General features: G+C 66.1%; 15 protein-coding genes. 5 read left to right on the top strand and 10 right to left on the bottom strand.

The features are described from left to right. Positions 1 to 184 precede the first annotated feature (184 nt). From ACRB68_RS13280 to ACRB68_RS13245, 8 genes are all read right to left on the bottom strand, one after another. Positions 185 to 1,195, bottom strand: coding sequence for a threonine aldolase family protein (locus ACRB68_RS13280; RefSeq protein ID WP_153532812.1), 1,011 nt, complete (start codon positions 1,193 to 1,195; stop codon positions 185 to 187). A gap of 22 nt (positions 1,196 to 1,217) precedes the next feature. Next, complete coding sequence (locus ACRB68_RS13275; RefSeq protein ID WP_153532811.1) at positions 1,218 to 1,520, bottom strand: hypothetical protein; 303 nt, start codon at positions 1,518 to 1,520, stop codon at positions 1,218 to 1,220. Between the two features lie 886 nt (positions 1,521 to 2,406). Then, positions 2,407 to 2,697, bottom strand: coding sequence for a hypothetical protein (locus ACRB68_RS13270; RefSeq protein ID WP_153532810.1), 291 nt, complete (start codon positions 2,695 to 2,697; stop codon positions 2,407 to 2,409). Between the two features lie 211 nt (positions 2,698 to 2,908). Continuing rightward, a complete protein-coding gene (locus tag ACRB68_RS13265; RefSeq protein WP_153532809.1) occupies positions 2,909 to 3,082 on the bottom strand; it encodes a hypothetical protein in 174 nt (57 codons plus the stop codon). Between the two features lie 315 nt (positions 3,083 to 3,397). After that, entirely contained in the window at positions 3,398 to 5,263 is a 1,866-nt protein-coding gene (gene drmB, locus ACRB68_RS13260; RefSeq protein ID WP_207709681.1) for a DUF1998 domain-containing protein, read from the bottom strand. A 1-nt stretch (position 5,264) separates the two neighbouring features. Then, positions 5,265 to 8,465, bottom strand: a complete 3,201-nt coding sequence (locus ACRB68_RS13255) for a helicase-related protein (RefSeq protein WP_328594145.1) — start codon at positions 8,463 to 8,465, stop codon at positions 5,265 to 5,267. A gap of 25 nt (positions 8,466 to 8,490) precedes the next feature. Then, complete coding sequence (locus ACRB68_RS13250) at positions 8,491 to 10,404, bottom strand: ATP-dependent helicase (protein ID WP_153532807.1); 1,914 nt, start codon at positions 10,402 to 10,404, stop codon at positions 8,491 to 8,493. Further along, a complete protein-coding gene (locus ACRB68_RS13245) occupies positions 10,401 to 15,023 on the bottom strand; it encodes a DEAD/DEAH box helicase (protein ID WP_328594144.1) in 4,623 nt (1,540 codons plus the stop codon). The genes ACRB68_RS13250 and ACRB68_RS13245 overlap by 4 nt, the downstream gene beginning before the upstream one ends. Positions 15,024 to 16,130: 1,107 nt before the next feature. On the opposite strand from ACRB68_RS13245, the gene ACRB68_RS13240 reads away from it, so the two are divergent. From ACRB68_RS13240 to ACRB68_RS13230, 3 genes are read left to right on the top strand one after another with little or no spacing between them, the layout of a single operon-like run. After that, positions 16,131 to 18,203, top strand: a complete 2,073-nt coding sequence (locus tag ACRB68_RS13240) for a helix-turn-helix domain-containing protein (protein ID WP_328594143.1) — start codon at positions 16,131 to 16,133, stop codon at positions 18,201 to 18,203. After that, a complete protein-coding gene (locus tag ACRB68_RS13235) occupies positions 18,200 to 19,159 on the top strand; it encodes a hypothetical protein (RefSeq protein WP_153532804.1) in 960 nt (319 codons plus the stop codon). The genes ACRB68_RS13240 and ACRB68_RS13235 overlap by 4 nt, the downstream gene beginning before the upstream one ends. Next, the gene (locus ACRB68_RS13230; RefSeq protein ID WP_153532803.1) at positions 19,156 to 20,034 is read left to right on the top strand and encodes a DUF6339 family protein; all 879 of its coding nucleotides are present in this window, start codon (positions 19,156 to 19,158) and stop codon (positions 20,032 to 20,034) included. Before ACRB68_RS13235 ends, ACRB68_RS13230 begins: the two co-directional genes overlap by 4 nt. Before the next feature lie 14 nt (positions 20,035 to 20,048). Here ACRB68_RS13230 and ACRB68_RS13225 read toward each other — a convergent pair whose 3' ends face one another. Together ACRB68_RS13225 and ACRB68_RS13220 are read right to left on the bottom strand one after the other, a co-directional pair. Continuing rightward, positions 20,049 to 21,287 (bottom strand): DNA cytosine methyltransferase, encoded by a 1,239-nt coding sequence (locus ACRB68_RS13225; protein ID WP_153532802.1) that lies wholly within the window; start codon positions 21,285 to 21,287, stop codon positions 20,049 to 20,051. Positions 21,288 to 21,715: 428 nt separating this feature from the next. Next, positions 21,716 to 22,678, bottom strand: a complete 963-nt coding sequence (locus ACRB68_RS13220; RefSeq protein WP_153532801.1) for a DNA cytosine methyltransferase — start codon at positions 22,676 to 22,678, stop codon at positions 21,716 to 21,718. Between the two features lie 118 nt (positions 22,679 to 22,796). Between ACRB68_RS13220 and ACRB68_RS13215 the strand changes: the two genes are divergently transcribed. Then, the gene (locus tag ACRB68_RS13215) at positions 22,797 to 23,186 is read left to right on the top strand and encodes a very short patch repair endonuclease (RefSeq protein WP_328594142.1); all 390 of its coding nucleotides are present in this window, start codon (positions 22,797 to 22,799) and stop codon (positions 23,184 to 23,186) included. A 168-nt stretch (positions 23,187 to 23,354) separates the two neighbouring features. Further along, positions 23,355 to 24,149 (top strand): phosphotransferase, encoded by a 795-nt coding sequence (locus tag ACRB68_RS13210; RefSeq protein WP_194293301.1) that lies wholly within the window; start codon positions 23,355 to 23,357, stop codon positions 24,147 to 24,149. Positions 24,150 to 24,221: the final 72 nt, after the last annotated feature.

Below are 24,221 nucleotides of genomic sequence, written 5' to 3'. Positions count from 1 at the left end.
AAAACCTGCGACCAGAGTGAAGAGCGGGCCGATTTTTACCCACGGGACGGTTAGCGATCAAGCCGGGTGGCAATGAAGGAGTCGCAGAGAGTGAACAACGGCCCATCGCATCCGGACCTGTGACCTTCCACCGACCCCCGGGCACCGGACCCCCGGATGCGATGGGCCTCAACTCCACCGGCGCTCAGTCCTGCAGCACGGCGGCGATGCGCTCCAGGGCCTCGGTGATGTCGGCGGCGGACAGGTCCCGGTGCGTGATGAACCGGATCCGCCCGGCCATCGGCACGGCCAGCACCCCCGCCGCCGTCATCCGCTCCAGCAGCGCACCCGGGTCGGGCACGGAGGCCATCACGATGTTGGTCTGCGGCGTGCCGACCTCCAGGCCAAGCGCGGCGAGCCCCTCGGCGAGCCGCGCCGCGTTGGCGTGGTCGCCGGCCAGGTCGTCGATCCGGTCGAGCGCCACCAGCCCGGCGGCCGCGACGATCCCGCCCTGCCGGACGCCGCCGCCGAGCATCTTGCGGACCCGCCGGGCCTCGGCGACGAACGCGGCGGTCCCCGCCACCAGCGACCCCATCGGCGCGCCGAGGCCCTTGCTCAGGCAGACCTGCACGGTGTCGGCACCGGCGGCCAGCTGCGCGGGCGTGACGCCGAGGGCCACGGCCGCGTTCCAGATCCGGGCGCCGTCCAGGTGCACCGCGAGCCCGGCCTGGCGGGCCGCCGCCACCAGCTCCTCGTGCTCGGCGACCGGCGTGACGGTGCCGCCCGCCGAATTGTGCGTGTTCTCCAAGCACAGCAAGCTGGTGCGCAACGTGAAATACGGCCCCGGCGCGCCGGCCGCCTCGCGCACGGCGGCGGCGGAGAACCGGCCCGGCCCGGCGTCCCAGGCCAGCGCCTCGGGCAGGCCGCCGGCCAGCCACGCGGGCGTGCCGAGCTCCATGCCCAGCACATGCGAGCCTGCGGACGCCAGGAACCGGTCACCGCGCCGCAGATGCAGCATCAGCGCGATCGTGTTGCCCATGCACCCGGTCGGCACCCACAGGGCCGCCTCCGTGCCCAGCAGCTCCGCGGTGCGCTCCTCCAGCGCCTGCATCGTCGGGTCGCGCTCCAGGACGTCGTCGCCGACCTCGGCACGGGCCATCGCCTCCCGCATCCGCTCGTCGGGCTTGGTCACCGTGTCAGAACGCAGATCGATCATGGAGCGAACCGTATCGAAGCGCTCAGCGGGCGACGTTGACCAGCACGATGACCAGGATGAGGATCAGCGGCATGAAGATCCCGATGATCGCGGTCGGCCGGGCCAGCAGCGGCGGCCCCGGATCCATCGGCTGCCCGCCGCCGGTGGGCTGCGCCAGGTGCGCCACCTTGCCGCGCCGCGCCAGGTTGATCAGCACCGTGATCGGCGTGATCAGCAGCGACAGGTAGCCGTACCAGCCCTGGATCAGGGTGTCGGCGGTCAGCTTCCGGAAGACCGACAGACCGCAGTCCCGGCAGAACGGCCCTTCCAGGCTCCGGAACGACATGACGATGAGCATGCCGCGATGCGCCCGGAAGGTGGTGGCCGCCGCCGGCCCACACCCACAGAACCGGCAGGCCGGCGCTCCCGGCGCATACCCGGCCTGCGGATACGCCGCCTGCTGGTAATCCTGCTGCTGATAGCCGCCTTGCTGGGGGTAGGGCTGCTGGTGTGGTGGCGACGGGGCGTATCCCTGCTGCTGCGGAGGCGCGGGGTAACCCTGCTGTGGCGCCGGATAACCCTGCTGTGGCCACTGTGCGTCTTGCGGAGGGGGGTAAGTCACCGCGCAACCCTCACATAGGCCCAGCGGCGCCGCCAAGAGCTTTACCATCACAATTGACCGAACTGTCACTCCCCCTGAACGGCCGCCCGCATCAGGTGTTGTCAGCCCGGACGCCCATGCGGCTAGGTGGACGTCGAGCAGTCCTCCCAATTCGTGCTGGCTACGCCTTCCGTCACCAACAGTGGCTTCGCCTCCCGGGACGGGCGGACCCTTCGCTTCCCCCAGGCCTTCGCCGAGCAGACGGAGCAGCCCTGGCCGATCGAGCGCTGGCTCAACACCGCTGGCGTTGGCACTGGACCAGGGCAGACAAGGCGGCCTGCAGGCCGCAAGCGCGGGAAACGATGGCGGCCTTCAAAGCAGGCCACCCGGTCCTGGCGGAGCTGCAACTTCGGGCCAATGATGATCCTGCCGCTCTCGAAGCAGGCGCCCTGCTCCTGACTGCTCTTGCGCCAGCGTGAAGGGCATGAAAGGTGTGGCCTGCAACGTCCGGACGAGTGATCCGGCGAGCGCGAAGTAGCCCACCTTGGACGGGGTGGGGCGACTCGGTGGCTCGGCCGACCGAGTGCCCCTTCAGACAGTCATCATCGCGGACGACCCTTGTCGCGCCGAATTAAGCCTCACCAGGTCCGACAGCGAGGATCTGCTCGATAGCGCGAGTGTGCTCTGGCGAGGTCAGGAGGGTCATGGCCGCCTGCTGACGCTGGTGCAGGGCCTCTACCTGTGTGCGCAGGGCACGGATACGGCTGCGCATGCGGAGCCGACTGTGCCAGGAGTGCCAGAGCGACTGGAGGAGGAGTTGGGTGGTCGCTTCGCGGTAGTCATCGCAGGCGGCCATGAGCGCGTTGAGGTCCGTCTCGTCCAGGACGCCGCCGAGACGAAGGTCGATGAGGCGGATGCTCACACTGGAATGCCTGCTGCTCACCGCCTCCCGCGAAATCCAGGACCCTGCGGGGCACATCTGCGGACAGTGCGCTCACAACGAAGCCTTCGAGCGCCTCATGAAGGGCACGTTCGGCGTCCTTGCCATCCTCAAGCAGCAGCGACAGGCCAGACGCGCCCGTTATGGACAGGCGGTTCCCTCCCATGTACTGAATGGGCCGCCCGTTCCGGTGCTAGCTCGGCGCGATGTCGCAGACGTCGGCCCGTACGGCGGAGACCCAAAGTAGTTGCCGCTGCACTTCGGCGCGCAGTTGGCGCCGGTTATGGTTGCGCGAAAGATAGGTGGTGACGGCGGCCCCTGCAATGCCGCCGGCAGTGGTGTAGGCCAGCTCGATCAAAGTGGTCATCGCCGTACCCCCGAATGCCGCAGAACTCCCAGCTCACACGCCGAACGATGGTTGCCTACGGCATGCGCAGACTGATCGGGCGCAAGATCCTTTCCAGGATTCTCACAACAACCCACACAGAGCACCAGAAGCAGCCATCCCCAGAGCCAAAGCCGGCCAGAGGCCAAGGCTTCGCTCACACTCATGACCCTGGGCGAGGCAGTCCTCAGCTCCGCAGAGACGTGAGGAGTACGTACCAGTCTTCCCGGGGTCGAGTGAAGCGGGACGGGTGTCAGCTCCGAAAAGGTACGAGAAACATGCTCCAGCCTTTCCGGCCTATGAGGTGCGCAGCCCGGTGAAGTAGCCGATCTCCGGTGATTCCGGAGTTCCGATTAGCGACGCACGGTCGAGGAAAGCGTTGTTCGTTTCGCAGCTCGTCTCAGGCAACAGCACGCAGGCGTAACAGGCCGCCAGGTTCAGGCTGTCGGTGCCACTGGCCTCCGACTCCATGCACGGCGGATCCTGGGAGCACCAGGAGACGCGGTCCATCGCCGATGTCAGAGAAGCACGCAGCCGCTTCGCATCCCCTTGCGCGACAAGCCCGCCGAGGCTGCCGGCGGAGTCACTGGCGGCCGTGTAAATGAGAATGCCTTTCATCGTGTCGGAGCTGTAGATCCGCTCCCTGAGGGAGGCGGCGGGGTAACCGCTGTCCAAGCTCCACTCGTTGATCAGCGCGTGGGCCAGGGTGTGCAGGAGGATGAAGCGGGCGTCGACCTCGGAAGTCAGGTCGGCCTTCGTCGCCCTCACCCCGGCCCTCTCTGCGCGCTCGCGCAAAAGGACTTCGTGCCTGCCGCGGATGCGGTCCGCCCGGTGAAGAGGGCCGGGCGACTGCTCCCATGTACGCAACGATGCGTTGTCGAGGCTGAGGAACACTCCCTCACCGCTCACCTCGATGGCGGGCAACCAGTCGAGCTTCTCCAAGGAGAGCTTGGCTTCACGTTCGCGCAGGGTCAGCCGGTCCGGTGCCTCAACACGGGTGAACGCCCTAAGGGCACGGACCTCCCGGAGCCGCTTAACGAGCATGACCTTGTCCAGCTCCGCTGGACGTGGCGCCGACGGGTCCAGGGGCGCCGGTTCGCATTCGAACTCGTCCTCGAGGTGTTCTGCGGAAACCCCGGCCTCCAGTTCCTTGTACTCCTTCGCACGAAGCCGACTGGAGGCGTCGAGTTTGGCATCGTCGTCCAAGGACTCCTCGGCGAGCTTGTCCCGGGCCTCCAGCGCGGAGAGCACCTGCTCCACGGTGAATTCGGTTCCGTCGATGAACGTCTCGATCACGACGCGCAGGGACCTCTCATCGTCCCGATGCTTGGTGATCTGGTTCATGTGCTTGTTGAGAAGCTGCTGAAGGCGCTGAGACCACGGCGGGATCGACAGCGACGAGCGGTGGACCGGGAACCATGCCGCGGACGAACCTCGCTGCAACGTGCGCGGAGCCTCACCGCAGCTTGTCTCGTCTGCTCCGCGACCGAGCCACGGTCGCCGGCAACGGCATGTCACTCCGATGCTGCGCAGGGCCTCCTTGCCGAATGAGCCCGCCATGGACGACTGCTCACCGCAGGAACACTTGATGATGATGGAGGCCAGGGAGGCGCTGCTGCCCGTGGTGTGGAGGCTCAGTTTGCAGGAGGAGGTGCGCTCGGCGCCGGAGGCGCCCTTCTTCCTGTGCACCCATTCCCAGTAGGGGAAGTCGTCGAGGTGGCCGTTCACGCAGGCGACGATGAACCGGGAAGGGGTCAGCGTGGTGCCGCAGGCCTGACAGGTGTTCTTGTCGCCTCCCCCGAAGTCCTTGTACGGCTTCAGGTCCTTGCACTTGGAGCAGGAGTACCACTGGGGAAAGCGGCGGATCTTGACGCCGTCCCCGCTCGGGGGATTGTCGGCGGGAGGCAGCCGGAAGTGCGTTACCCCCAGCCAGCGCTGGAGGTTGGGCTCGTAGATCACTGGTGCCCAGTTGACCCGCCAAGTGTCCAGCCCGCTCACCAGGAAGGATTGGTCGCCGAGCGCGACCAACGATCCCACACCGTACGTAGTGATCATCTGGGTGCGTCGAACGGAGCCCTTGGACTGGCGGGAGGGGGTCTGGGCCTTGGAGCCCTTGCCGGGGATACCGAAGGACCGCTTCTTGGAGTCGGATCGCAGGGCCATGTCAGTACTCCAGGTAGAGGTCGGATTCGACATCGACATCGCGCATGCTCTCCAACGCCGTGAACGCCAACTCCAGATCTTCGTCGGAGTAGCGCCGGATCAATGCGGCGTCCTCGGGGCGCGGTTCGCTCCGCTTGAACGAGCGCATGGCGGAGTACCGCAGTGGCTTGTCGCCTGCCTCAAGGTCGTGGCGTTCGGCGAGGCTCCGCCAATGCTCGATGATGGCGGACAGGTGCTCGGCCACGTCCTTCGCCTCATCGGGGGCCACGCTCTCCGCCCGGGAGACGATCGTCTCCGCCATCTCCTCGATCCGATCCAGGAAGCCTTCGACGTTCTGCGCCGCATCGTTGGGACGGGCCGCGTCGACGACCAACCGAGTGAGGCCGATCAAGACCGAGTGCAGTGCCCGGTCCCGGGCGCGGGCGGAGAACGGTGTGACGCTCGTGGACTCGACCTGTCGGTAGAGGGCCGAGTGGTAGGAGGCGAAGGTCTCGTAGTGCGAGCGATCCCGCGACCGCGCGGCGTTGAAGAGCGTTACGACCAGACCGGGGTGTTGTCGGCCGACGCGGCTGGTGGCCTGGATGTACTCGGCGGTGGTCTGTGGCTGTCCCATGACGGCCATGAGCCCGAGCCGGTCGACATCGACGCCGACGGAGATCATGTTGGTGGCCAGGACGGTGTCGAAGGCACCATTCGGCCGCGCGATCTCCAGTTCCTTCAGGCGCGTGGGGATCTCGCTGGACTTCACCCGGCTCGTCAGTTCGGCGTACCGCTCGACCTGACGCTCGACCCCGTCCCGCTTGGCCAACAGTGCAAGTCGGTCCTGGACGTCGTCATGAACCTGAAGCTCGGCCGCGGCCAGCAACCGGAGGCTGTTGAAGTAGCCGATCAGCGTCCAGTAGGCATCTCGGACGGCGTCGGTGCCCTCCACCGCCGCCGCGTCGTGCAGGAGGGCGGCGTAGGCGCGAACCAGGAGTGTGGCTTGGCTTGTGCTCGGCGTCAGTAGGCCGACGTACAGGCGTGACGCCTTGTCGGCGGGGGACGTCTCCACGGCGAACCAGGAGTCGCGCGAATCCAACCCGGCCGGCGGGAACTGGCGCACCGCTCGATCGAACAACGCCCGCCCCTGCTCGGCCGCGCGGCGGATCGTCGCAGTGGACGCGACGACTTTGGGCTGGTCGGCGGCGGCGTCCACTGCAGTCTCGTATAGGCCGGCCAGTGTGCCGAGCGGCCCCGAGATCAGATGCAGTTCGTCCTGCACGATTAGTTCCGGCGGAGGGGTGCCCGGCCGGTCGCGGTTGAACAGCGCGGCGACGTCATCCCGCCAGGTGAGCATGGCGAACTTGTCCACTGTGGCGATCACCAGGGTGGGACGCACCTGGTAGATCTCTTCGTCGACGACGTGGATCGGCAGGCCATTGCGAAACTCACAATCGGCATCCGGACAGGAGACGGTCATCGTCCTCTGGTCCAGGTCTACGGCGTATTGTTTGGGGCCGAGTAGAGCACCTGACCAAGGGCAAACGCGCAGTTGCACAGGATTGTTCTCGAACAGGTCCTTGTTATCGCGCAACTTCTTAAGGCTCGCGTCGGCCGTCTTCAGGTCGTTGGGGGTGGCCGCGCTGCCGACCCACATGCCGATGGAGATGCCCTCGTCGCCGAGACGGGCGGGATCACGTCGACGGATCGACTCCATGGCACAGATGAGCGCCGTCGCACGCTCGAACTGCTGAAGGGTGAGCAGCCGCAGCGTGTAGCGCATCAGCGCCGTGACGCCGCCGCCGGCCGCGCCCTTGCGCAACCGCCGCAGGAAGACCGTGAAGGCGATCAGGCCGAGGTACGCCTCGGTCTTGCCACCACCGGTCGGGAACCACAGGACGTCGGCTATGGCGCGTTCGGGATGGTCGTGATCGACGATCCCTTGAAGGCACAGGAGGATGAACGCGATCTGGAATGGGCGCCACTCCCCGTCCAGGCTCGGGTCGCCGGACCGGCCGTCCCTGATCCAGGATGTGCGTCCCCGCTGCTCGGCCATGGCGCGGTTGGCCAGCCGGAAGGCGGTCATCGCGTTCTTGTCGCTCTCAAGTACCCAGATGCCGCGCTCGATGCGCTCGGCGACCTCGCTGCACTCCTTGATGCGCGTCCGCGCCGTCTGGGCGTATTCGGTGTCCGCAAGCTGCTCGGCCTCGGCGCCACGCTCGGCGATCCAGGTGCGATAGCCGGCCGCCAATGCGGTCAACGAACCGATGATCTCCGCATCCGACACCTCGGACAGGCGCAACATGCCCAGGGCCCTGGTGTCGATGTCCCGGTTGGAGTCGGTCAACAGCACCTCGTAGGAGGGGACGAAGGCCGACCATACAGCGGGCACGGATGCCTTCTGCGCCTTCTGGCGAACGGCGCCGCGCATGGGGGGCGCCGTCCACTCCCAATCGGCCGCGCAGCCATGGCCGACCGCGAAGGTCGGGGCATGCCGGTGCAGGAGCTTGTTGAGCTTGACCTCGTCCTCGTCCACACCCACGGGGACAGGACGCTCGACCAGCGCAGAGCTCCCCTCGGGACCGGCGATGTGGAGGGACGGCTGGAAGAAGCAATAAGAGTCCTGCAACTCGGACCGGCCGGCCTTAAGGACGTTGACGAGCGTGATGGTGACCGCGACGGCGCCGTCCGAAGGCTTGCGGACGTTGTACCGGAGCTGCAGGCCACGTACGCCCAGGTCCTTCTTCTGCAAGGCGGGCTCGGTGATGTCGATGTCGACCGGGGGGATCGACAACGCGCGCCGGCGCCAACGTTGATCATGTTGCCCGATCGAGCGGGCCTCTATCCGCCGCGCCGCGACGACATTGCCCTCGGCGTTGATGGGCTCGTACACGGCAGCCGAGACGGTGACGGTGATGCTCCGCGCGACTGTGGGGTCCACGGCGAAGGTGAGTCCCATGGAGGACGGCTTCTGAACGTTGGCCATGGAGACGCCGGTATCCGGAATCGCGTCCTTGTCGAGAACGTCGGAGACGGTTCTCCCATCGGTGTCGTCGGCGAACACCTTCGGCGCACCTTCGCCTTCTCCGGAGGCGTTGCCCCGCAGGCCCCCCTCCTCACCGGGAAAGAGGATCCCCGCGGCGTAGGTGGTGATGGGCGCATCATCGATGACCTCATCGTCGGCGCCGATCGGCCCCAGCAGATCCCGCTGCAGCCGTTCCACCAGTTCCGACCGGAACCGGTAGTGGTCACTGTGTTGAGACAAGATCTCCCCCTACGGCATCGGTCTTGCTGTAGTCGAAACGGCTCAGCCCGACGAGCCGCGGGACCACCCATACGCCCCGCTCGCCCAGTCCCGCCTCGGCCGATGCGGCCTGGCTGCCCGCCGTCGTCTCGATCGCGTCCACGTGGACGCCGACGATACGCCGGGGCCAGCTCTCGGGTACGTGTTTTTGCGACCATCGCTGGTAGGCATAGAGATCTTTCGCAAACTGCTCCGAAGTGATCCCGATGGGGACCGAACCGTTGTGCATCACCAGGTAACGCGGGGCGTGGTTCAGATGAACCGACTGCTCCTCCGCCTGCACCAGAACGACCTCGTCGCCGGGCCGGACAATGTCGAGGAGGTAACGCTGGATTTCCTCCGCCGACCTGTCGAACGAGAGGTCGGGAAGGAGCAGGTGGGCACCGGCAGGCTGCTCCCGGTTCACATCGCCGGCCAGGAACTCCAGGCCGAGCCGCATGCCTCGGCTCCTGACGTGATAGCGCCCCCATCGCAGATTGTCCGGTGTCCTCTTGAGGAACATCGGCATGGTCTTGGGGGTGGCGAGATGCATGAGCTCATGACGCGGCCGGGTCAGCGCGACGTAGAGCATCCGCGACTCCTCGCCAGGGTCGTCCGCATCGGGCCGCAGCGGTCCGGGGTCGACGACCAGGACGCGGTCGAACTCCAGCCCCTTGGCCCTGTGCACAGATGACACGACCAGATCGGACGCGGGCGGGGCGGTCAACTCGTCGGGCATCCGGCGTTCCGCCAGCACTGTCCGCAGTCGGCCGAGGTCGAGGCTGTCAGCCCGGCTAGGGACGGCACGAAGCAGAATTCGCCACAGTTCCTCGGGCGTCCAGTGCGCTGGGAGGGAATGCCCCTCCGCGAACTTGACGAACTCACTTCGAGGCATGACCGACGATATGGCCGCGCTGAAAAGCTCGGCCAGCCAGGCCGGGACGACCCGATCGGTGGCCGAACGCTGCACCCGGTGCGGTACGCCACCTGCATGCAAGGCCTCCGACAGCAGAAGAGCCTGGCCGTTAGTGCGGCACAGGACAGCCGTTGTCCCCTCGTGGCCTTGCAGGCCCTGAAGGACGAAACCGTCGGACAGGTCTCCGATCAGGAGAGTGCCGAGAAGCGCGGTCCGCAACTCTTCGTAGGGGACACCGCCATCTACGGCATGCTCCTTCGCACCGACCTGGAGTCGCGGGCCGAAGGGCAGCGCGATCTTCGCCTCGTCCGTGGTGGCGCGAAAGTTCCGGGTCAGGTGCAGGACGGTGAGGTCCTCGCCGAACCGACCGTGGAGCCAGTCGAAGAAGCGGCCGACCTCGCCCGCCCGCTCCGCGGGGTCCACTTGGAAGCCGTAGATGCCCTGAGCGGGGTCGCCCACGACGGTGAACCCGCAGTCGTAAGTGTCCAGCAGCGCTTCGACCAGCTCCCGGCGGTCACCGACGAGGTCTTGCACCTCGTCGATGACGACATGGCGCAGATCCTCGTACAGCTCGTTCACCGCCGGCGTTCCGATCAGCTCGGCGGCGGCCTTGATCCGCTCGTCGAAGCCGTGTCCCTGCCATTCTCCGGCCGCGTCCACCTGGGTGAGCAGTTCTAGCGCCCAGGAGTCGAAGGTCCGCACCCGGACATGGCGGGCGGCGTCGGCATGCCGGTCCAGCCGACCACGTAGTTCACGGACGGCCGCCCGGGAGAAGCTCAGCACCAGTGTCTCGCCGGCGCTCAACCCCTCGTGCTCGATGAGCGCGTCGAGCCTGCGGATCAGGGTGTGGGTCTTGCCAGCCCCTGCTCCTGCGACCACCAGTGTCATCGCGTCGGCGGGCAGGTCGACGACCTCCTGCTGTTCGGGGGTGAGTGGGGGAGCCCCCTCGTACGGTGCGCTCATCGGGCCCTCCACAGGTCCTCGAACTCGGTGAAGGCGAGCTTGCGATCGTAGTTGACGATGTTGTCGTGCACGTCGAGGATCGTGCAGACCTCCTTGCCGCCGTTCAGCGGACCGCGCAGGCCACGACCGATCATCTGGGTGTACATGTTCGGGCTGTAGGTCGGGCGGGCGACGACGACCGCGCGAGTGGCGGGGGCGTCAAAGCCCTGGGCAAGGACGTTGTAGTTCGTCAGTACCCTGATCCGCTTGTTGCGGAAGGCATCGATGTTGGCACGACGCTCGGGGGTGGGAGTGCTCGAGTCGATCGCAGCGGAAGGGATGCCCTCCCTTGAGAAGATGGCGGCCATCAGCCTCGCGTGGTTGACGGAGGTGGCGAAGAACAGCACTGGCCAGTCGTCGGGCATGGCTTTGATCTCGGCCAGAAGCATTCTGTTGCGCTCATCATCCTGCTCCAGACGCCATTCCGCGCTCGCTGGAAGCCCCCGGAAGTCGGCGTCCTTCAGCTCCTTATCGGACAGCTCGAGTGTCGCACCCTTCAACTCCCGGTGCTCGACTCGGGCCAACACGCCGAGCTTCTGCAACGGGGTGAAGGGATCGGCCGACGGGAAGACGCCGTCGTCGAGCCGGCGATGGCCGAACCGCTTAGTGAGCCGCCGCGTCTCCTCCTCGTTGAACCCCCGGTAGGGGGTAGCGGACAGGCCGATGAGCGGACGCGCTGCGCGCGAGGGGGTGATTCCCAAAGACTTCAGGATCGGCGTCATACGGTCATAGGCACTGTGTGCCTCGTCGACGATGACGACGGACGCCTCCCGCAGCCAGGAGTACTCCTCTTTGTCCAGCACGCTCGCCAGCTTGGCGTCCGTGGCCACGACAAGCTGCGGACCGGAGCCGACAGCGGCGGCCTCGTAGGTGTCCCACAGCCTGTTGATCGTCAAGGGCTCCTCGGGGCCGACCTTCTGCCACACGAACTTCCAGCTCTGAACGGCCTGCTCGCACAGCTCCCAACTCTGCGCGATCCACAGGACTGGACCGTCGAGGCCGTGCTCCTTGAACCGGCGGATGACCGACTCGGCTGCGATGCGGGTCTTACCGGCTCCGGTGGGCAGACTGAGCATCGCCCGACCGGGAAGCCGCTCGGCGAGCAGGTCGTACATGTTCGCCGCCAGCCGCTCCTGGTAATCGTGCAGCCGGGGGAAGAACGATGGGCCGTCCACCTTCTCCGAGGAAGGAGGGGTCTCGCTTCTGGTCCCCGCGTAGAAATCGGGCAGGCCGAGTTCGTTGACGAACTGCAGGGCGGTGCTGCTGCCGTTGTACTGCGACGGTGCGCCGTCGACTCGTGCGGAGATGTCCTTGGAGTAGGTGCGGAGGAGGCCAGGGCCGAAGGCGTCGATGGCGAGCTCGGCGAGCCGTACCCCCTCGGAGGCCTTGCCGGTACGGGTCTCCTCGCTTTCGACCAGGCCCTGCGGCAGGCGACTCTTGAGCGCCTCCGGACCGATCAGCCTGTAGATCTTCTCGGGCAGGGACTTGCTCTGACGGACCTGCTGTTTGAGCTCGGAGCGGCGTGCGTTCTCACGCTGGTTCAGGATCGACTGGCACCCCTGCCGTCCCAATCCCAATTTGAGGACGCGGTCCACGGCCAGTAGCGCGTCCATGTCGTCATCAGGATTCTTGACCAGCACCGACTGGTCCTGGGCCGCCTCGTCGATCGGTGCGACCCGCTCCCCGTTCGGGGAGGTGATGATCTCCTCCAGCTCACGGCAGCGTGTCAGCGTCCAGCCGCTGACCTTGGCCCGGTACGTGATCACCAGATGAGGGAACTCGTCGGTGAGCGGCGTCGGGTCCGAGGCGGGGACGAATCGGAGCTCTTTCTGGATGATACCGGTCGGTGACGCCAGGCCATATGTCTCGATCATGAGTTCGGCGCTCTCGGCCGTCGGCATCAGGAGCACAGGGACGTTCTCCCGCACCAGCGACTGGTACTCGGCGCGATCCGCGGTCACCGCAATGTCCGTGTCAGGGACGTCGCTGGCCCATTTCGCACCGACCCGGCAGCGGGTGCCGATGTCCTCGGGCCATGTGGCCCCGGCTTCCAGAACCAGGGCGTACACCTGCCCGGGGAACGTCTCGTCCTCGCTGACGGAGGCGTCCTTCAAAAGCGCCGTCCAGATCGAGGCCGGAACCTGCTTCAGGGTCTCGGGCAGCTTGAGGGCCTCGGCCACCCTGATCGGGACGTCCGCGACGGGGAGCAGGCGTCGGTGCTCACCAAGGGCCGGGCTGACGCTCGCGTGCACGGCACGCAGTCCAAGGTTCGTCTGAAGGAATCCGTGCCTACGCGCCATCCAGACCAGGGGCGACACGATGCGCTTACGCGTCCCCATCTGAGCGCCGACCCGTATGGTCCAGCTGGACACAAGGCCGCCGGAAGGCAGATTCTTCAGGAAGGCGGCGCGTCCCTCCTCGGACAGTTCGGTGAGGAAGTGCAGGGGACCCGCGGGCAGGGCGCCTTCGGTCTGCATGGTCTTCAACTGGGGGCGTCGGGAGTTCGCAGGAAGCGTCTGGCAGTAGGAATTCCAGGCCATCTCGACGTAGTCGTTGAACCAGGATTCACCCGAGGGGTCCATATCCGTACTGGGGACATCGCTCAAGCCAAGGTTGTGCAGGAGGAGTCGGTCATCTTCGTGGAACCGCACGTCGACGGTGTGGGCGGTATCCCGGGAGCCGTCGGCGGGGACCACGCGGCCCGGCATGAGGCAGTCGGCCATCCTACGGAACGCCCCGGCGAGCGTTCGCACCTTGAGCACGTGGAGCAGATCCGGTACCTGGCCCTGCAGAATCGCGGTGGCGCCGTCCGGGCCCACTTGACGGGACAGCTCCCAGAACGCAACCCACTGGGCCTCGGTGTAGCCCTGAACACCCTGCTCGACCACCGCCGAGAACCGGCCGACGGCGTGTGCCTCGTGAATGCCGAGTGTCTCCAGAGCAGGAACAGCGCTGAAGTTCTCGGAGACCGCGGTGTGGACGTACAACAGGTTGTCGCTCAGGTCGTCGTCCGAGCTGCGGCGGAACACCTTGCCCACCACAGGGGCGACGAGGCCTTCCGTTTCGGTGAGCAGGATCCGCGACTTGCGGGCCTCCTCGGCAGCCGGGTGGTTGGTGCGGACCATGTCCGCCAGAATCCGGACGGCGGCAACGGATGCCTCCGGCGACCCGTCCTCGACCAGGGCCTCCAACCACTGCCGGACGGACGCGTCCGGCACTTCAGCCCTCCGCATGATCCGCTCGGCGCGGGCGCGGCGTTCACGCGATTCTATGGAGTGGTGGCACCAGGCCGTCGGCCGACCCGGGTGATCGGCCCACAGCTTGAGCCAGGTGTCCTTCAGACCCTCGGGGTGCAGCATCAATTCCACCGGCCGGCGAAGGACACCATCCTGATCGGGCAACGACGGTTCGTCGGCGGCGATCGCCCATATGGCCAAGGTGAGCTGCCTGTCGGCCCACTGTGGGGCTTCACGGCCACGGCCGGGCAGCAGGTCGATGTAGGCGGCAGGATCGTCCGCAGGCGACAGCTCGGGCAGCGCACCCACCACGAGCCGGGCCGCCTCATTGATAAGCTCATCATTAAAATTGTTACTTTTATATAGGTTTTGCCTATCTTCACTGGTCTTCCATGGAGCGTTGAGGATGCCGCGCAGCAGCGTCGCGTAATTGGTGGGGAAGTAGGCCCAGAAGGAGCCGAGCTCCCGGATGCGGCCGCTCCGGTCGGGGACCGCCCACGACAGATCGATCTCGGGACGGTCGTGAAGCTCGCCGGCCGACTCCAGCGCCGCCTTGCTCGGCCTCACCGTCCGCGTGAACACCCTCCATTGGAACGTGACATCTGAGCCGTCGAACCTCTCCTCTTGGAGGGTGTGCCGGTCGCCGTTCACCATCTGGGAAATGGTCCGCCGGACGGGCGGCACGACGCGTCGGTCCTCGAGCGTGACGGTGCCGACGTGTGGCGAGAACAGTGGGAATTCGACGGGGAAGTTGCGCAGGTCGGAGCCGAGACGCTGCACGCTCTCCGGTTTGAGCGGGAGCCGCACCACGGTGGTCGCCCACTTCATCAGCTCAGCCAGGATCGGATCGGAGGCGAGGGACTTCTGCAGATCGAGGGGCCGGCCCATGCGCAGGACGGGTGTCTCCTCGGCCTCGGGATGGACACCTCGGATCATCTCGGCGGACCACTCTCGGTCAAAGCCGAAGCAGCCGCTCTGACTGAAGAACTGGGGAGCGTCCGAAACCGACAGAACCGACTTGATGCCTACGCCGAAGCGGCCGATCTGGCCACCGCGCTTGCGGGACACTCCCATGCGGAGGATGGTGTCGACACCCTGCGGGGTAACGGGGGAGCCTTCGTTCGCGCAGTAAAGGTGACTGTGCGTAATTATCACGGAGAGTTCGCCTCCCGCGTCAATGCGCAACTCGTCGGCGGCGTTCTGGACGAGCTCGTATATCTGGCGGTCGCCGTAACCACCCTGAGTGATACGGCGCTCGCCATTGGCGTGCTCCTCGATCAGGCGGGGGTCGACGCGGTAGGTGTCCAGCACGCGCCGCGACTGCTCGACAACGACGTCCACCACGGACTGAACGGATGGGGAGGAAGGCTCGGACACGGCTCGCTCAACTCCTCGCGACGAAGTTGCGTCGCTGCGTGATGCTGATGTGGGTTGCTCGTTGTGGCGCTGGACCGGGGGAGGGGCGGGGTGCCGGCCCATAGGGCCGGCACCCCGCGGCCTACAAGGATGGCGGGGCTGGGGGATCATCTTGCCTATGGTCGCCCTCTCGCGGGTGCGGGGGCCGTGGACGACGTTAGGAACGTCGGTCCAGCAGGTAGATCAAGATGATCATGATGTCTAGGGAGAATCGGCCGTCGTGGGACAACTCGCGGGGCGGGTGCAGCGGCCGCTCCCTCCTGTGCCTTCCGTGGTACTCCGCCCGGTGGTACTCCGCTCGTGGGAACCGGACGGAGCGTTCGTTGCGGTGCCGCTGCCCAGGACCTTCCGACGGAACGCCGCAGTACCGGTAGAGCAAATCGCCTACCCTTCTTCCCGGGAAGCATGCATCAAAGAACTTGCACACACGGACGAGGGCTTGCATGAACTCGAGGGGATAGGGCTCTTCAGGTGAGGGGGGTTCCAATGCCGTTCCATCCTTTCGGTAGGTGTTGCGGACGGCATAGCTGTTAAGGCACTACAGCGTGCCTTGATCGAGCTTGGAGCTTCGTCCCTCACGGAATGTCGCCTGCTCCAGAGCGAGCATTCCCTCCCTGTGCCCGAAGGCGAGGCTGCGCAGGTCGATGCGCTCTTCCGTCCTCGGGTTTCGTGATGTGAGGCCGTACCTTCGAAGGTGCCGTTCAGATTTGGCCTGCAGGCAGTCTTCACCCCAAAAAATACCGGCGCAGAAATACTGGTAACCGGGCCTTCTGGGTCTTTCGTGATCGACGGTACAACGCTCATGTGTCCGGCGCAAGGGTCGCCGACGAGGAAGTCCCTCTCTACTGATGAGTAACGTGACGATCTACGACATAAAGGCAATAAAGTCCCCACTCTGCGTGGTGAATCATTACAGTATGAAGCTACTTCACTACTTTGCGTATGTCCGGTGTGGTGAGGGTCCCCTAGGATGAGTGTCGAAAGTTCCTTTGACATCCGATGCGGCGTCAAAAGCCCAAGGTCAGGAGGCTTGTGGTGGACACGGAGAGCTTCGGGGACTGGCTTGGGCGCCAGCTCCGACGGCAAGGTATGAGCCAGGCCGAGTTGGCGACCCAGATCAACGTGACCCGGGCTGCCGTGTCCGCCTGGGTGACGAACCGGGCCGAACCGCAGATGAACAAGATCCAGCTGATCGAAAGCGTCCTCGGCCTGTCGTCCGGCTCCGTGGTCAGCAGGCAGGAACCGGGGACGTCCGCGGAGGCGCTGACGTGGTATCACCGTCCTGCCCACGACGATGGTGGCCGGGAGTTCGGCAACGCAGCCGCGTTCGCCTTCGACTCCGACCTCAGCGTCCTGGCCCGTGAGGCCACCCAGAACAGCATGGACGAGCGGCTCGAGAACGATGAACCGGTGCGCGTCCGCCACATCCTGGACGAGATCGAGGGCGAGCGGCTGTACGACTTCCTCGAAGCGCTCCGTTGGAACGAGATCGAACCGCACGTGGACGCGGCCGCCCTCGCCGACAACAAGGTCGGTCGGATTCTGGCGGACGGACTTAAAGGACTTCGGCAAACGGGGCGCCTGCTGCTTCTGCGGATCGACGACTACAACGCGGCCGGCCTCACCGGTCCCGACTACGACGACGGCCGCTTCGCGGCGGTGACCCGGCGCCAACTGGAAAGCCGGAAACAGGGGGAGGGAGCCGGCGGCTCTTACGGTCTGGGCAAGGCCACCTTCTGGGCGACCAGCCGCCTCGGTTTCGTCCTCATCAACAGCACGTTGTCGGAACCACATCAGGGACGGACCGCGAACCGTATGTTCGGGCGCCTGGAACTGCCCTGGCACCGCGCCGTCGGAGGTGAATGGTCGGGCCCGGCCTGGTTCGGTGAGCCCGACCCCGAACGCGGCAACGTCACCCGCTCGTGGTGGGGCGACGATGAGACCGCCGAACGTCTGCTTCTCAAGCGCGACGGCAGCGCCCCCGGCACCTCGTTCCTGATCATCGGCGCGCATGATCCGAGTGGAGACGCGGACGACCTGGAAAGCATGCACGAGGCCCTCGTCAAGGGACTTGCGTCGAGCTTCTGGGCGGCGATGGTCGCGCCGTCGCAGCAGCGGCCGATGCTGGAGGCGTCCGTGGTCGCCAGGCGCAACGGGGTCGTCGTGATTCCGGAGGAGCGCATCGACCCCGATGTCCACGAGCCCACACGGAGCAGAGCCCTACGTGCATTCCTAGAGGGAAGGACCGTCTCCGAGCCGACGACCAGGGACGACGTCGTCCAAGTGAGCGTGCCTTTGCAGGTGCCGCCGTTGAAGAGCGCGGGGAAGGCCCCTGCGGTCACACATGATGCCGTGCTCCTACTAGCGCAGGATGACACGACCCCCCGTCGTCCCAGCCGCTTGGTCTGCATGCGCAGCAGCCGGATGGTCGTCATGGACCGGGGTGTACCGGACCTGCCGATCGGTGTGGATCCCTTCCAAGCGGTGTTGTTGGCGGGTGAAGCGGTGGGTGTCGACGCGCCGGGGGCAAAGGAGGCCGAGCAGTTCCTCCGAACGGCGGAGCCACCAGAGCACAACGACTGGAAACGTACGGACGACCTCGTCACCTCCTACGCCCGCGGCGCTGCGAGCAGCATTCGAAACTTCCGCGCGGCCATGCTGGAGGAGGTTCGCCGCGCCCTGCGTCCGAGTGAGCAACAGAACGGGGACGGGCCGGCGTCTCTTACGGGGCTGCTCGACCTGGGAGGCTCAAGGAGCCAGGGCGGCGGCCTGCGGTATCCGGTCGTCGACGACGTCGAGGGCAACATCGACGCCGACGGCGCCTGGCATGTCCGCGCGGAAGTCAGACTTCCCGCCAAGGACGACGCATGGCTGCTCACCCCCGTACTTCGATTCGCCACCCGCTCCGGCCCGAAACCCGAGGCCCGGTGGGCACAGCTCGTGCCCGAGTCCCACTGCGAACTCACTGCCGAGGGCGCCTTGTTGTTCGCGGCCGGCGCCCGAAAGGCCGCGTTCAGCGGGATCAGCGACGTCAGCAGCCATCCTGTCGCCGCTCGGATGGCGATCGCCGAGATCGATCTGCAGCATGTCAAGGAGTCCGCCGAATGAGCAGGAACAGGCTCTTCCCCTACCCGGTGCTGGGTGATGTGTGCACCATGCAGGTCAGTGAGGTGCGGTTGGACGGTGTTCCCCTGACCGTCGACATGGCCTCCGACCGGAACAAAATGGTGGCCCTCCATCACACCGAACGGCAGGGATGGGAAGTGGCGAGGTTGGCCGTCCGTGTGCACGCTCCTCTTTCCGATCTCGAAGCGGGCCCATGGCAGGACGTCACCTGTGTTGCGATCCTGTCCGAACGTCGAACCAATGCCAGGACGGTGACCCGGTTGAGGCGGGAGCCCGACGGCTCGTGGGCAGGGGCGGTCCTGCTGGAGCGGAGCCGACACCTGAAGAGGGCCGACCTGTCGGCTCATCTGGTGGCCACGGTCGAAGGCGTCCAGGGGCGGATGATCGGTGCGACCCAGGCATCATGGACCGTTGATCTCCAGGCGAGCAGTGCCGATCAGCCCAATACCGTAGAGATCGTTGTGGTCGACTTCGCGGACGTGGCGTACCCGCACCTGAACGGCTACAAGACCGACCCATGGATGGTGGATGCGACCGGGGACGAGCCGACCGTCTACCTCAACAGCAGATTCGATGGTCTGACCAAATTGCTGGACAGCGGCGAACGCGCCGCCCGCGAGAACCTGTCGGCGCAGATCGCCGCCGATGCATGGACCGCACTGTTCAACGCGGCCGTCTACGCGACGGACATGAGTGAGGAAGGGCGACCGGAGTGGCCTGAGGGTTGGCGCGGCTCCGTCATGCAGAAGTTGCTCCCCGACATCTTCCCAGAACTGTCCCCTGAGGACGGACTGCTCGAACTCGTCTCGCGGCGGGTGGACGGCGAGGGCGGAGGCGAACTGCAGTCCGCGCTCATGCACGCCGTCACCCGCCAGGCCGCCGTCCCGCGACGGCTCGGCGGATTCATCCGGGCGACCAACCGCAAGGAGGGCTCATGACCGCCGGGTCCCAGACGCCATACCTTCTCGGGCTGCTGTCGGAGCGGGACGCCACCAGGTATCTGACCACGCCCGTCTTGCAGGGCGTCGAGCGGATGCCCCGGCTCGCCCTCGACAAGGCATGTACGCCTCTGGACGACGAATCGCGGTGGGAGGCCGGCCCCGTCCGCGAGTTGATCGACGAGGCGATGGAGCGGTTCGATGGCGAAAAGACCACCCAAGCTGACGCATGGCTCGCGCCGCGCCTGCACGCCATGATGCGCATGAACCGCCGCGAAGCCGCGGACAGCCGAAGGTGGAACTTCCTTGCGCTGCGACTCGCACCCGACTATGTGCTTTGGCGCAACTCGCCGAAGGCGACGAAGCGCAATCCCGTACCGCAGGTCAATCGAGCTCACTTCGTCGGTCCGTACCACAAGCAGACTTTCTCGCGACTGTGGTGGGCGGCCGAACTGTTCCGCAACGGCCCCGACTACGGTCCGGTAGAGGTGGCCTGTGGAAACCAGGAGTCCTTCAACACCGTGCTGCGGTTGGAGATCATCTATCACCAGGCCACCGCGCAGACAATGATCAAACTCATGCAGGAAGGGGCTGTGCGAAAGGGGCGGCCATTGAACGGTCTGGCCAAGGCGATCAACAGCGCCGGCAGCACTCTGCTGTTCGATGTGCTCGCCCCGGACCCGCCCTGGGACGGTCGAGCTCACGACATGTGGGTGAAGGATGCAGCCTCGGCCTTTGTGCAATACGACGCACTGCCTGAAGGCCCCGACGACGGATCGGTGACGGATCGGGACGTGGATGCGCTGCTACCGCTCTTCCGAGAACTGTTCGCCACTGCCGATATCAGAGGGGAAAAACCCGCCGAGAGCGAGTGATCTGGTCGGTATCGTCAGGCCGATCTGCCAAGATCGGCCTGACGAACCTGGCCCGTGGCGCTCAAGTAGGTGTACACCTGACCGGCGATGGCGCGGGCCAAGCCCACCGGGACGGCGTTCCCGATCTGACGTGCGATCTGCACCTTCGATCCGCACCACTTGAAGTCCGGCGGGAACCCCTGGATGAGGGCGGCCTCATAGTGTGTGATCGGTCGGTGGGCGAACGGGTGAAGGTAGCGGCCCTTTTCCGGCTTGAAGAACTCGGTGCGGATGGTCACCGAAGGGTCGTTCCAGCGGAGACGCCCCATCACATCTGCCGTCCCGGTCCGGTGCCTGATCCAGCTCGGCGTGGAGAGATGTTCCGGTAGATTGTGACGGTTTCCTTCAGGGGGGATCGCCTCATAGCGAGCCAATGAGTGCTTGGTGGGGTTGCGGCCGATGTGCAGTTCGGTGGTGCTGAATATTCCGGGCAGTGTTTCGTTGAGCGGCTGACACGTCCGTTCTGGAAGTTCGGTGTTCGGTGCGCGATAATCCGTGCGCTCGAAAACCGTACTGACCGGCACCCACATATCGACCAGAGATTCACCTTTGACCAAAGCAGGCGACTCGTTCTTCACCGGCTTTCGGTGGGTCGCGACAGGATGCTTCAGGGGAATCCGTTGCGGATGCAGCCCGATCAGGTCGCGGCGGGTCGCCATCACGATAGTGCGCTTACGGGCTTGGGGAACGCCGTAGTCCGCGGCGTTGAGGACCAGAACCTCCAGGTGGTAATCCTCCAACTCGCCGCCCGGCCGGGTGGCCTCCTGGAGTTGCTGGAACTCCGGCTTCCTGCGGAAGGGCTCGACGTTCTCCATTACAAAGACCATCGGGCTGAACTCGTGCACTACTCGCATGTAGTGGCGCCACAATTGATTGCGAGGGTCGTCGTCCTTCTGCTTATTGAGGCCGGAGAACCCCTGGCATGGTGGCCCACCGAGGATAACGTCCACCTGGACGCCATCGAGCAGGGAAGGCTCCCAGTGCTCGATGTTCCCTTCCTCGCCGGTGAAAATGTGGTCGACGCCGCCGGCCTCGTCGGCGAAGTTCGCCGCGTAGGTCGACGCAGCCGCAACGTCCCATTCGACCGCGCCGACCGTCCGAAAACGCTGCTGCTCGATGCCGCCGACACGCAGTTCGTGGAATCCCTGGGTCAGCCCACCGCACCCCGCGAAGAGGTCGATCACACTGATGGGCCTGGTGGGACTCGTGGTCATGGCGGTCACCCTACCGACTCAGACTCCATGACACGGCGGATAGGGCATGGTGCCACATGTGACATGTGGATCGTGCCAAGTCACGTTCCGGGTCACCGTTGCAGCCGTAGGGCGCGGACGGTCCGCTCGCCGTCGGCATGCGCCATCGGGGGTGGGAAGGTGTTTCCGACCTGCTCACACCACGGGGACTTGCCCCCAGTGAAGTTCGATTCCTCCGGGAGGCCGAAGCGGTGCCATCTGAGTGATGATCGGCCTCTGCAGCTCTTCCCTTCACCACGTCTCATCCTTCGGTCAAACCGTCAGCCGGTCCCGGAAGATCATCGACCGGGGAGCTGCCGTTCACTCCGGCAAGGAGCAGGCCGACTGGTCCCGCTCGGGGTCCGGGGCCACCGTGCTGCGTTGAACAGCCTGCGGGGTAACCCGGGCGCTCAAGGGGTGAGCGCCCGGGCCAGACGCTCACCGAGTGCCCGGGCGAGCGGCGGCGGCATCGCGTGCCCGACCTGCCGGTACCGGGCGGTCTTGCCACCGCACAACGTCCACTTCTCGGGGAAGCCCTGCAGAAGTGCGACCTGGGAGACCGTCAGCTTCGGCAGCCCCTTACGGTCGGTGGGGTCCTCATCGTTCCTTCTCAACACGAATTCCGGGCCAGGAACGTCGTCGCCGATGCTTCCGCCGTTGACGCCCATCCTGGCCCAGATGCTCTTCGTCCGGGTCGGTCCGAGGTCGGCTCCGCCGCGCAGCTTCGAGCCGCCGATGATCGTGGGCGCCACCTCGTCGGCCATGTGACGCCACTCGGCCGCGCCGGCCCAGCCGCGGCTCGCCATCGAAGACCACAGCACCTCACCGACGGTGGGTGCGTTTTCCGCCGTCGGCTCCGGCCAGGCGAAGCGGGCCATGTCGTCGGGACGCATCGCCACGAGCACGCCGTGCTCCCGTCGCTGCGGGACGCCGAAATCCTGCGCGTCGAGCACATTCCAGCGGCACACGTAGCCGCAGTCGGCCAGCTCGGCCTCCGCGAAGGAGCGCGTCTCTGCGAAGGTCCCGCTCTTGGCCAGCGCGGGGACGTTCTCCAGCATGATCGCCCGCGGCCGAACCTCCGTCGCCAACCAGACGGCGGCGTGCAAGGGATTACGGCTGTCGGCGGCCGAGTAGGGGGGCCGAGGCAGACCGCCGGCCAAGAGGTCGACGTCCAGCACCTGAGGATGGTCGGCTCCGACGAACTCCAGTAGATCGAGTTGACGTACGTCCCAGTCGGTGCGGTTGGCGCGGAGGGTGGAGCACGCATGCGGGTCGTTGTCGATCAGCATTACCGGTTCGAAGCCGGCCTGGGCCAGGCCGATCGCCTGGCCACCGGCCCCCGCACAGATCTCCAGACTGCTGAACTTTTTCATCGCCCTCTCCTCCGTCGCCGTGACGGAGGTTATCCATGAGGCGGACGCTCGTCGCGCCGCTCTTCCGTACGGTTGGGGCGTGGCTGCGAAACGACCGATAGGTGCCTTGAATGAGGGCGTGCGCAAGAGCATGCAGAGCAACAAGGGCCGGGACACCAAACCTGAACTTGCGCTCCGTCGCGCGGTGCATGCTCTCGGGCTTCGTTATCGGGTGTCGGCGCGTCCGTTGCCGGATCTTCGGCGGACGGCCGACCTGGTGTTCACCAGGGCCAAGGTGGCCGTTTTCGTGGACGGATGCTTCTGGCATGGCTGTCCCGAGCACCACACCAAGGCGGCCACCAATGCCGGCTACTGGGCAGAGAAGGTCCGCCGCAACCGGGAGCGCGACGAGGAGACCAACCGGCTGCTCACCGAGGCGGGGTGGCAGGTCATCAGGTTCTGGGAGCACGAAGATCCACTAGCGGCGGCCGAGGTCGTGGCCGATGAGGTGCAGTCCCGGCGTAGCTGAACCTTCGGCCGATATCGGCCGGCAGGCGTTGCGGGGTCCGGTGCAGCCGGAGGTCGCGTGTCCCGGATGCGCTGCGGGTCGATCTGTCATGGTGGAGCGACGGCGAGTCCTGCTGCCTGGTGTAATGCGCATGGTCGCCGCTGTCCTGACATGTCGACGGGGTGGGCCATGCGAAACGAGTGGACGGACCTTCCTGTCCACATCCGGGAGGTCGTCGAGGTCTGCACCGGGCCGATCACTGAGGTCCGACCGGCTGTGAAGGGCAATCACGCTGACATCGCCTCGATGGTGGCCGGCCCTCAGGGGCGGGTGTTCGTCAAGGCGGCGCGGAAGCTTGCGGTCGGCAACGGCGGGCCTGAGGTCAGGTCGCTCCGCTGGGAAGCCGCGATCAATCCCCACGTCACCGAGTTCGCTCCCCGGCTCCTATGGGTCCAGGAGTCAGGGGAGTGGCTTGCTCTTGGCTTCGAGTACCTGGAGGGGCGGCACGCTGACTTCTCGCCCGGTTCGCCTGATCTGGAGATCCTCGCCAAGGTGGTGGAGGACCTTCAAGCGCGACCTTGTCCCGGCATCCTCGACAACAAGCAGGTCGAGCGGCGTTGGGAAATGGTCGTTGACGACGCGTCACCCATGACCGGCGATGTGCTGCTGCACGCCGACCTCAACCCCGCCAACTTCCTGATCACTTCTAATCGTGTCGCGATGGTGGACTGGGCGTTCGTGGCGCGGGGTGCTGCCTGGGTCGAGGTCGCGCTGGTCATTCCGTGGCTTCTCCAGGCCGAGGCCGAGGCGTGGGCTGCGCGCCTTCCCGCGTGGGTTGACGCGGACCCCGGCCACCTCGACTTGTTCGCCAAGGCGTTCGCTGACAAGTGGGATCTCAACCTGCAGACCAACACCGAGCCGTGGGCGGTGCAGCATGCCGCCTACGCTCGCGCTTGGGCACGCCACCGCGGCTGCGGGGCGTGAGTTCTTGGCGCACACTGCCTTTCTTGGAACTTGTGTCACGGCCCCGTTCTGCTGGTGGCCAGGGCTGTGAGA

Origin of the sequence: Actinomadura macrotermitis (genome assembly GCF_009604375.1) — a bacterium.
Taxonomy (GTDB): Bacteria; Actinomycetota; Actinomycetes; order Streptosporangiales; family Streptosporangiaceae; genus Spirillospora; species Spirillospora macrotermitis.
This window is presented reverse-complemented; position numbering and strand designations above follow the sequence as displayed.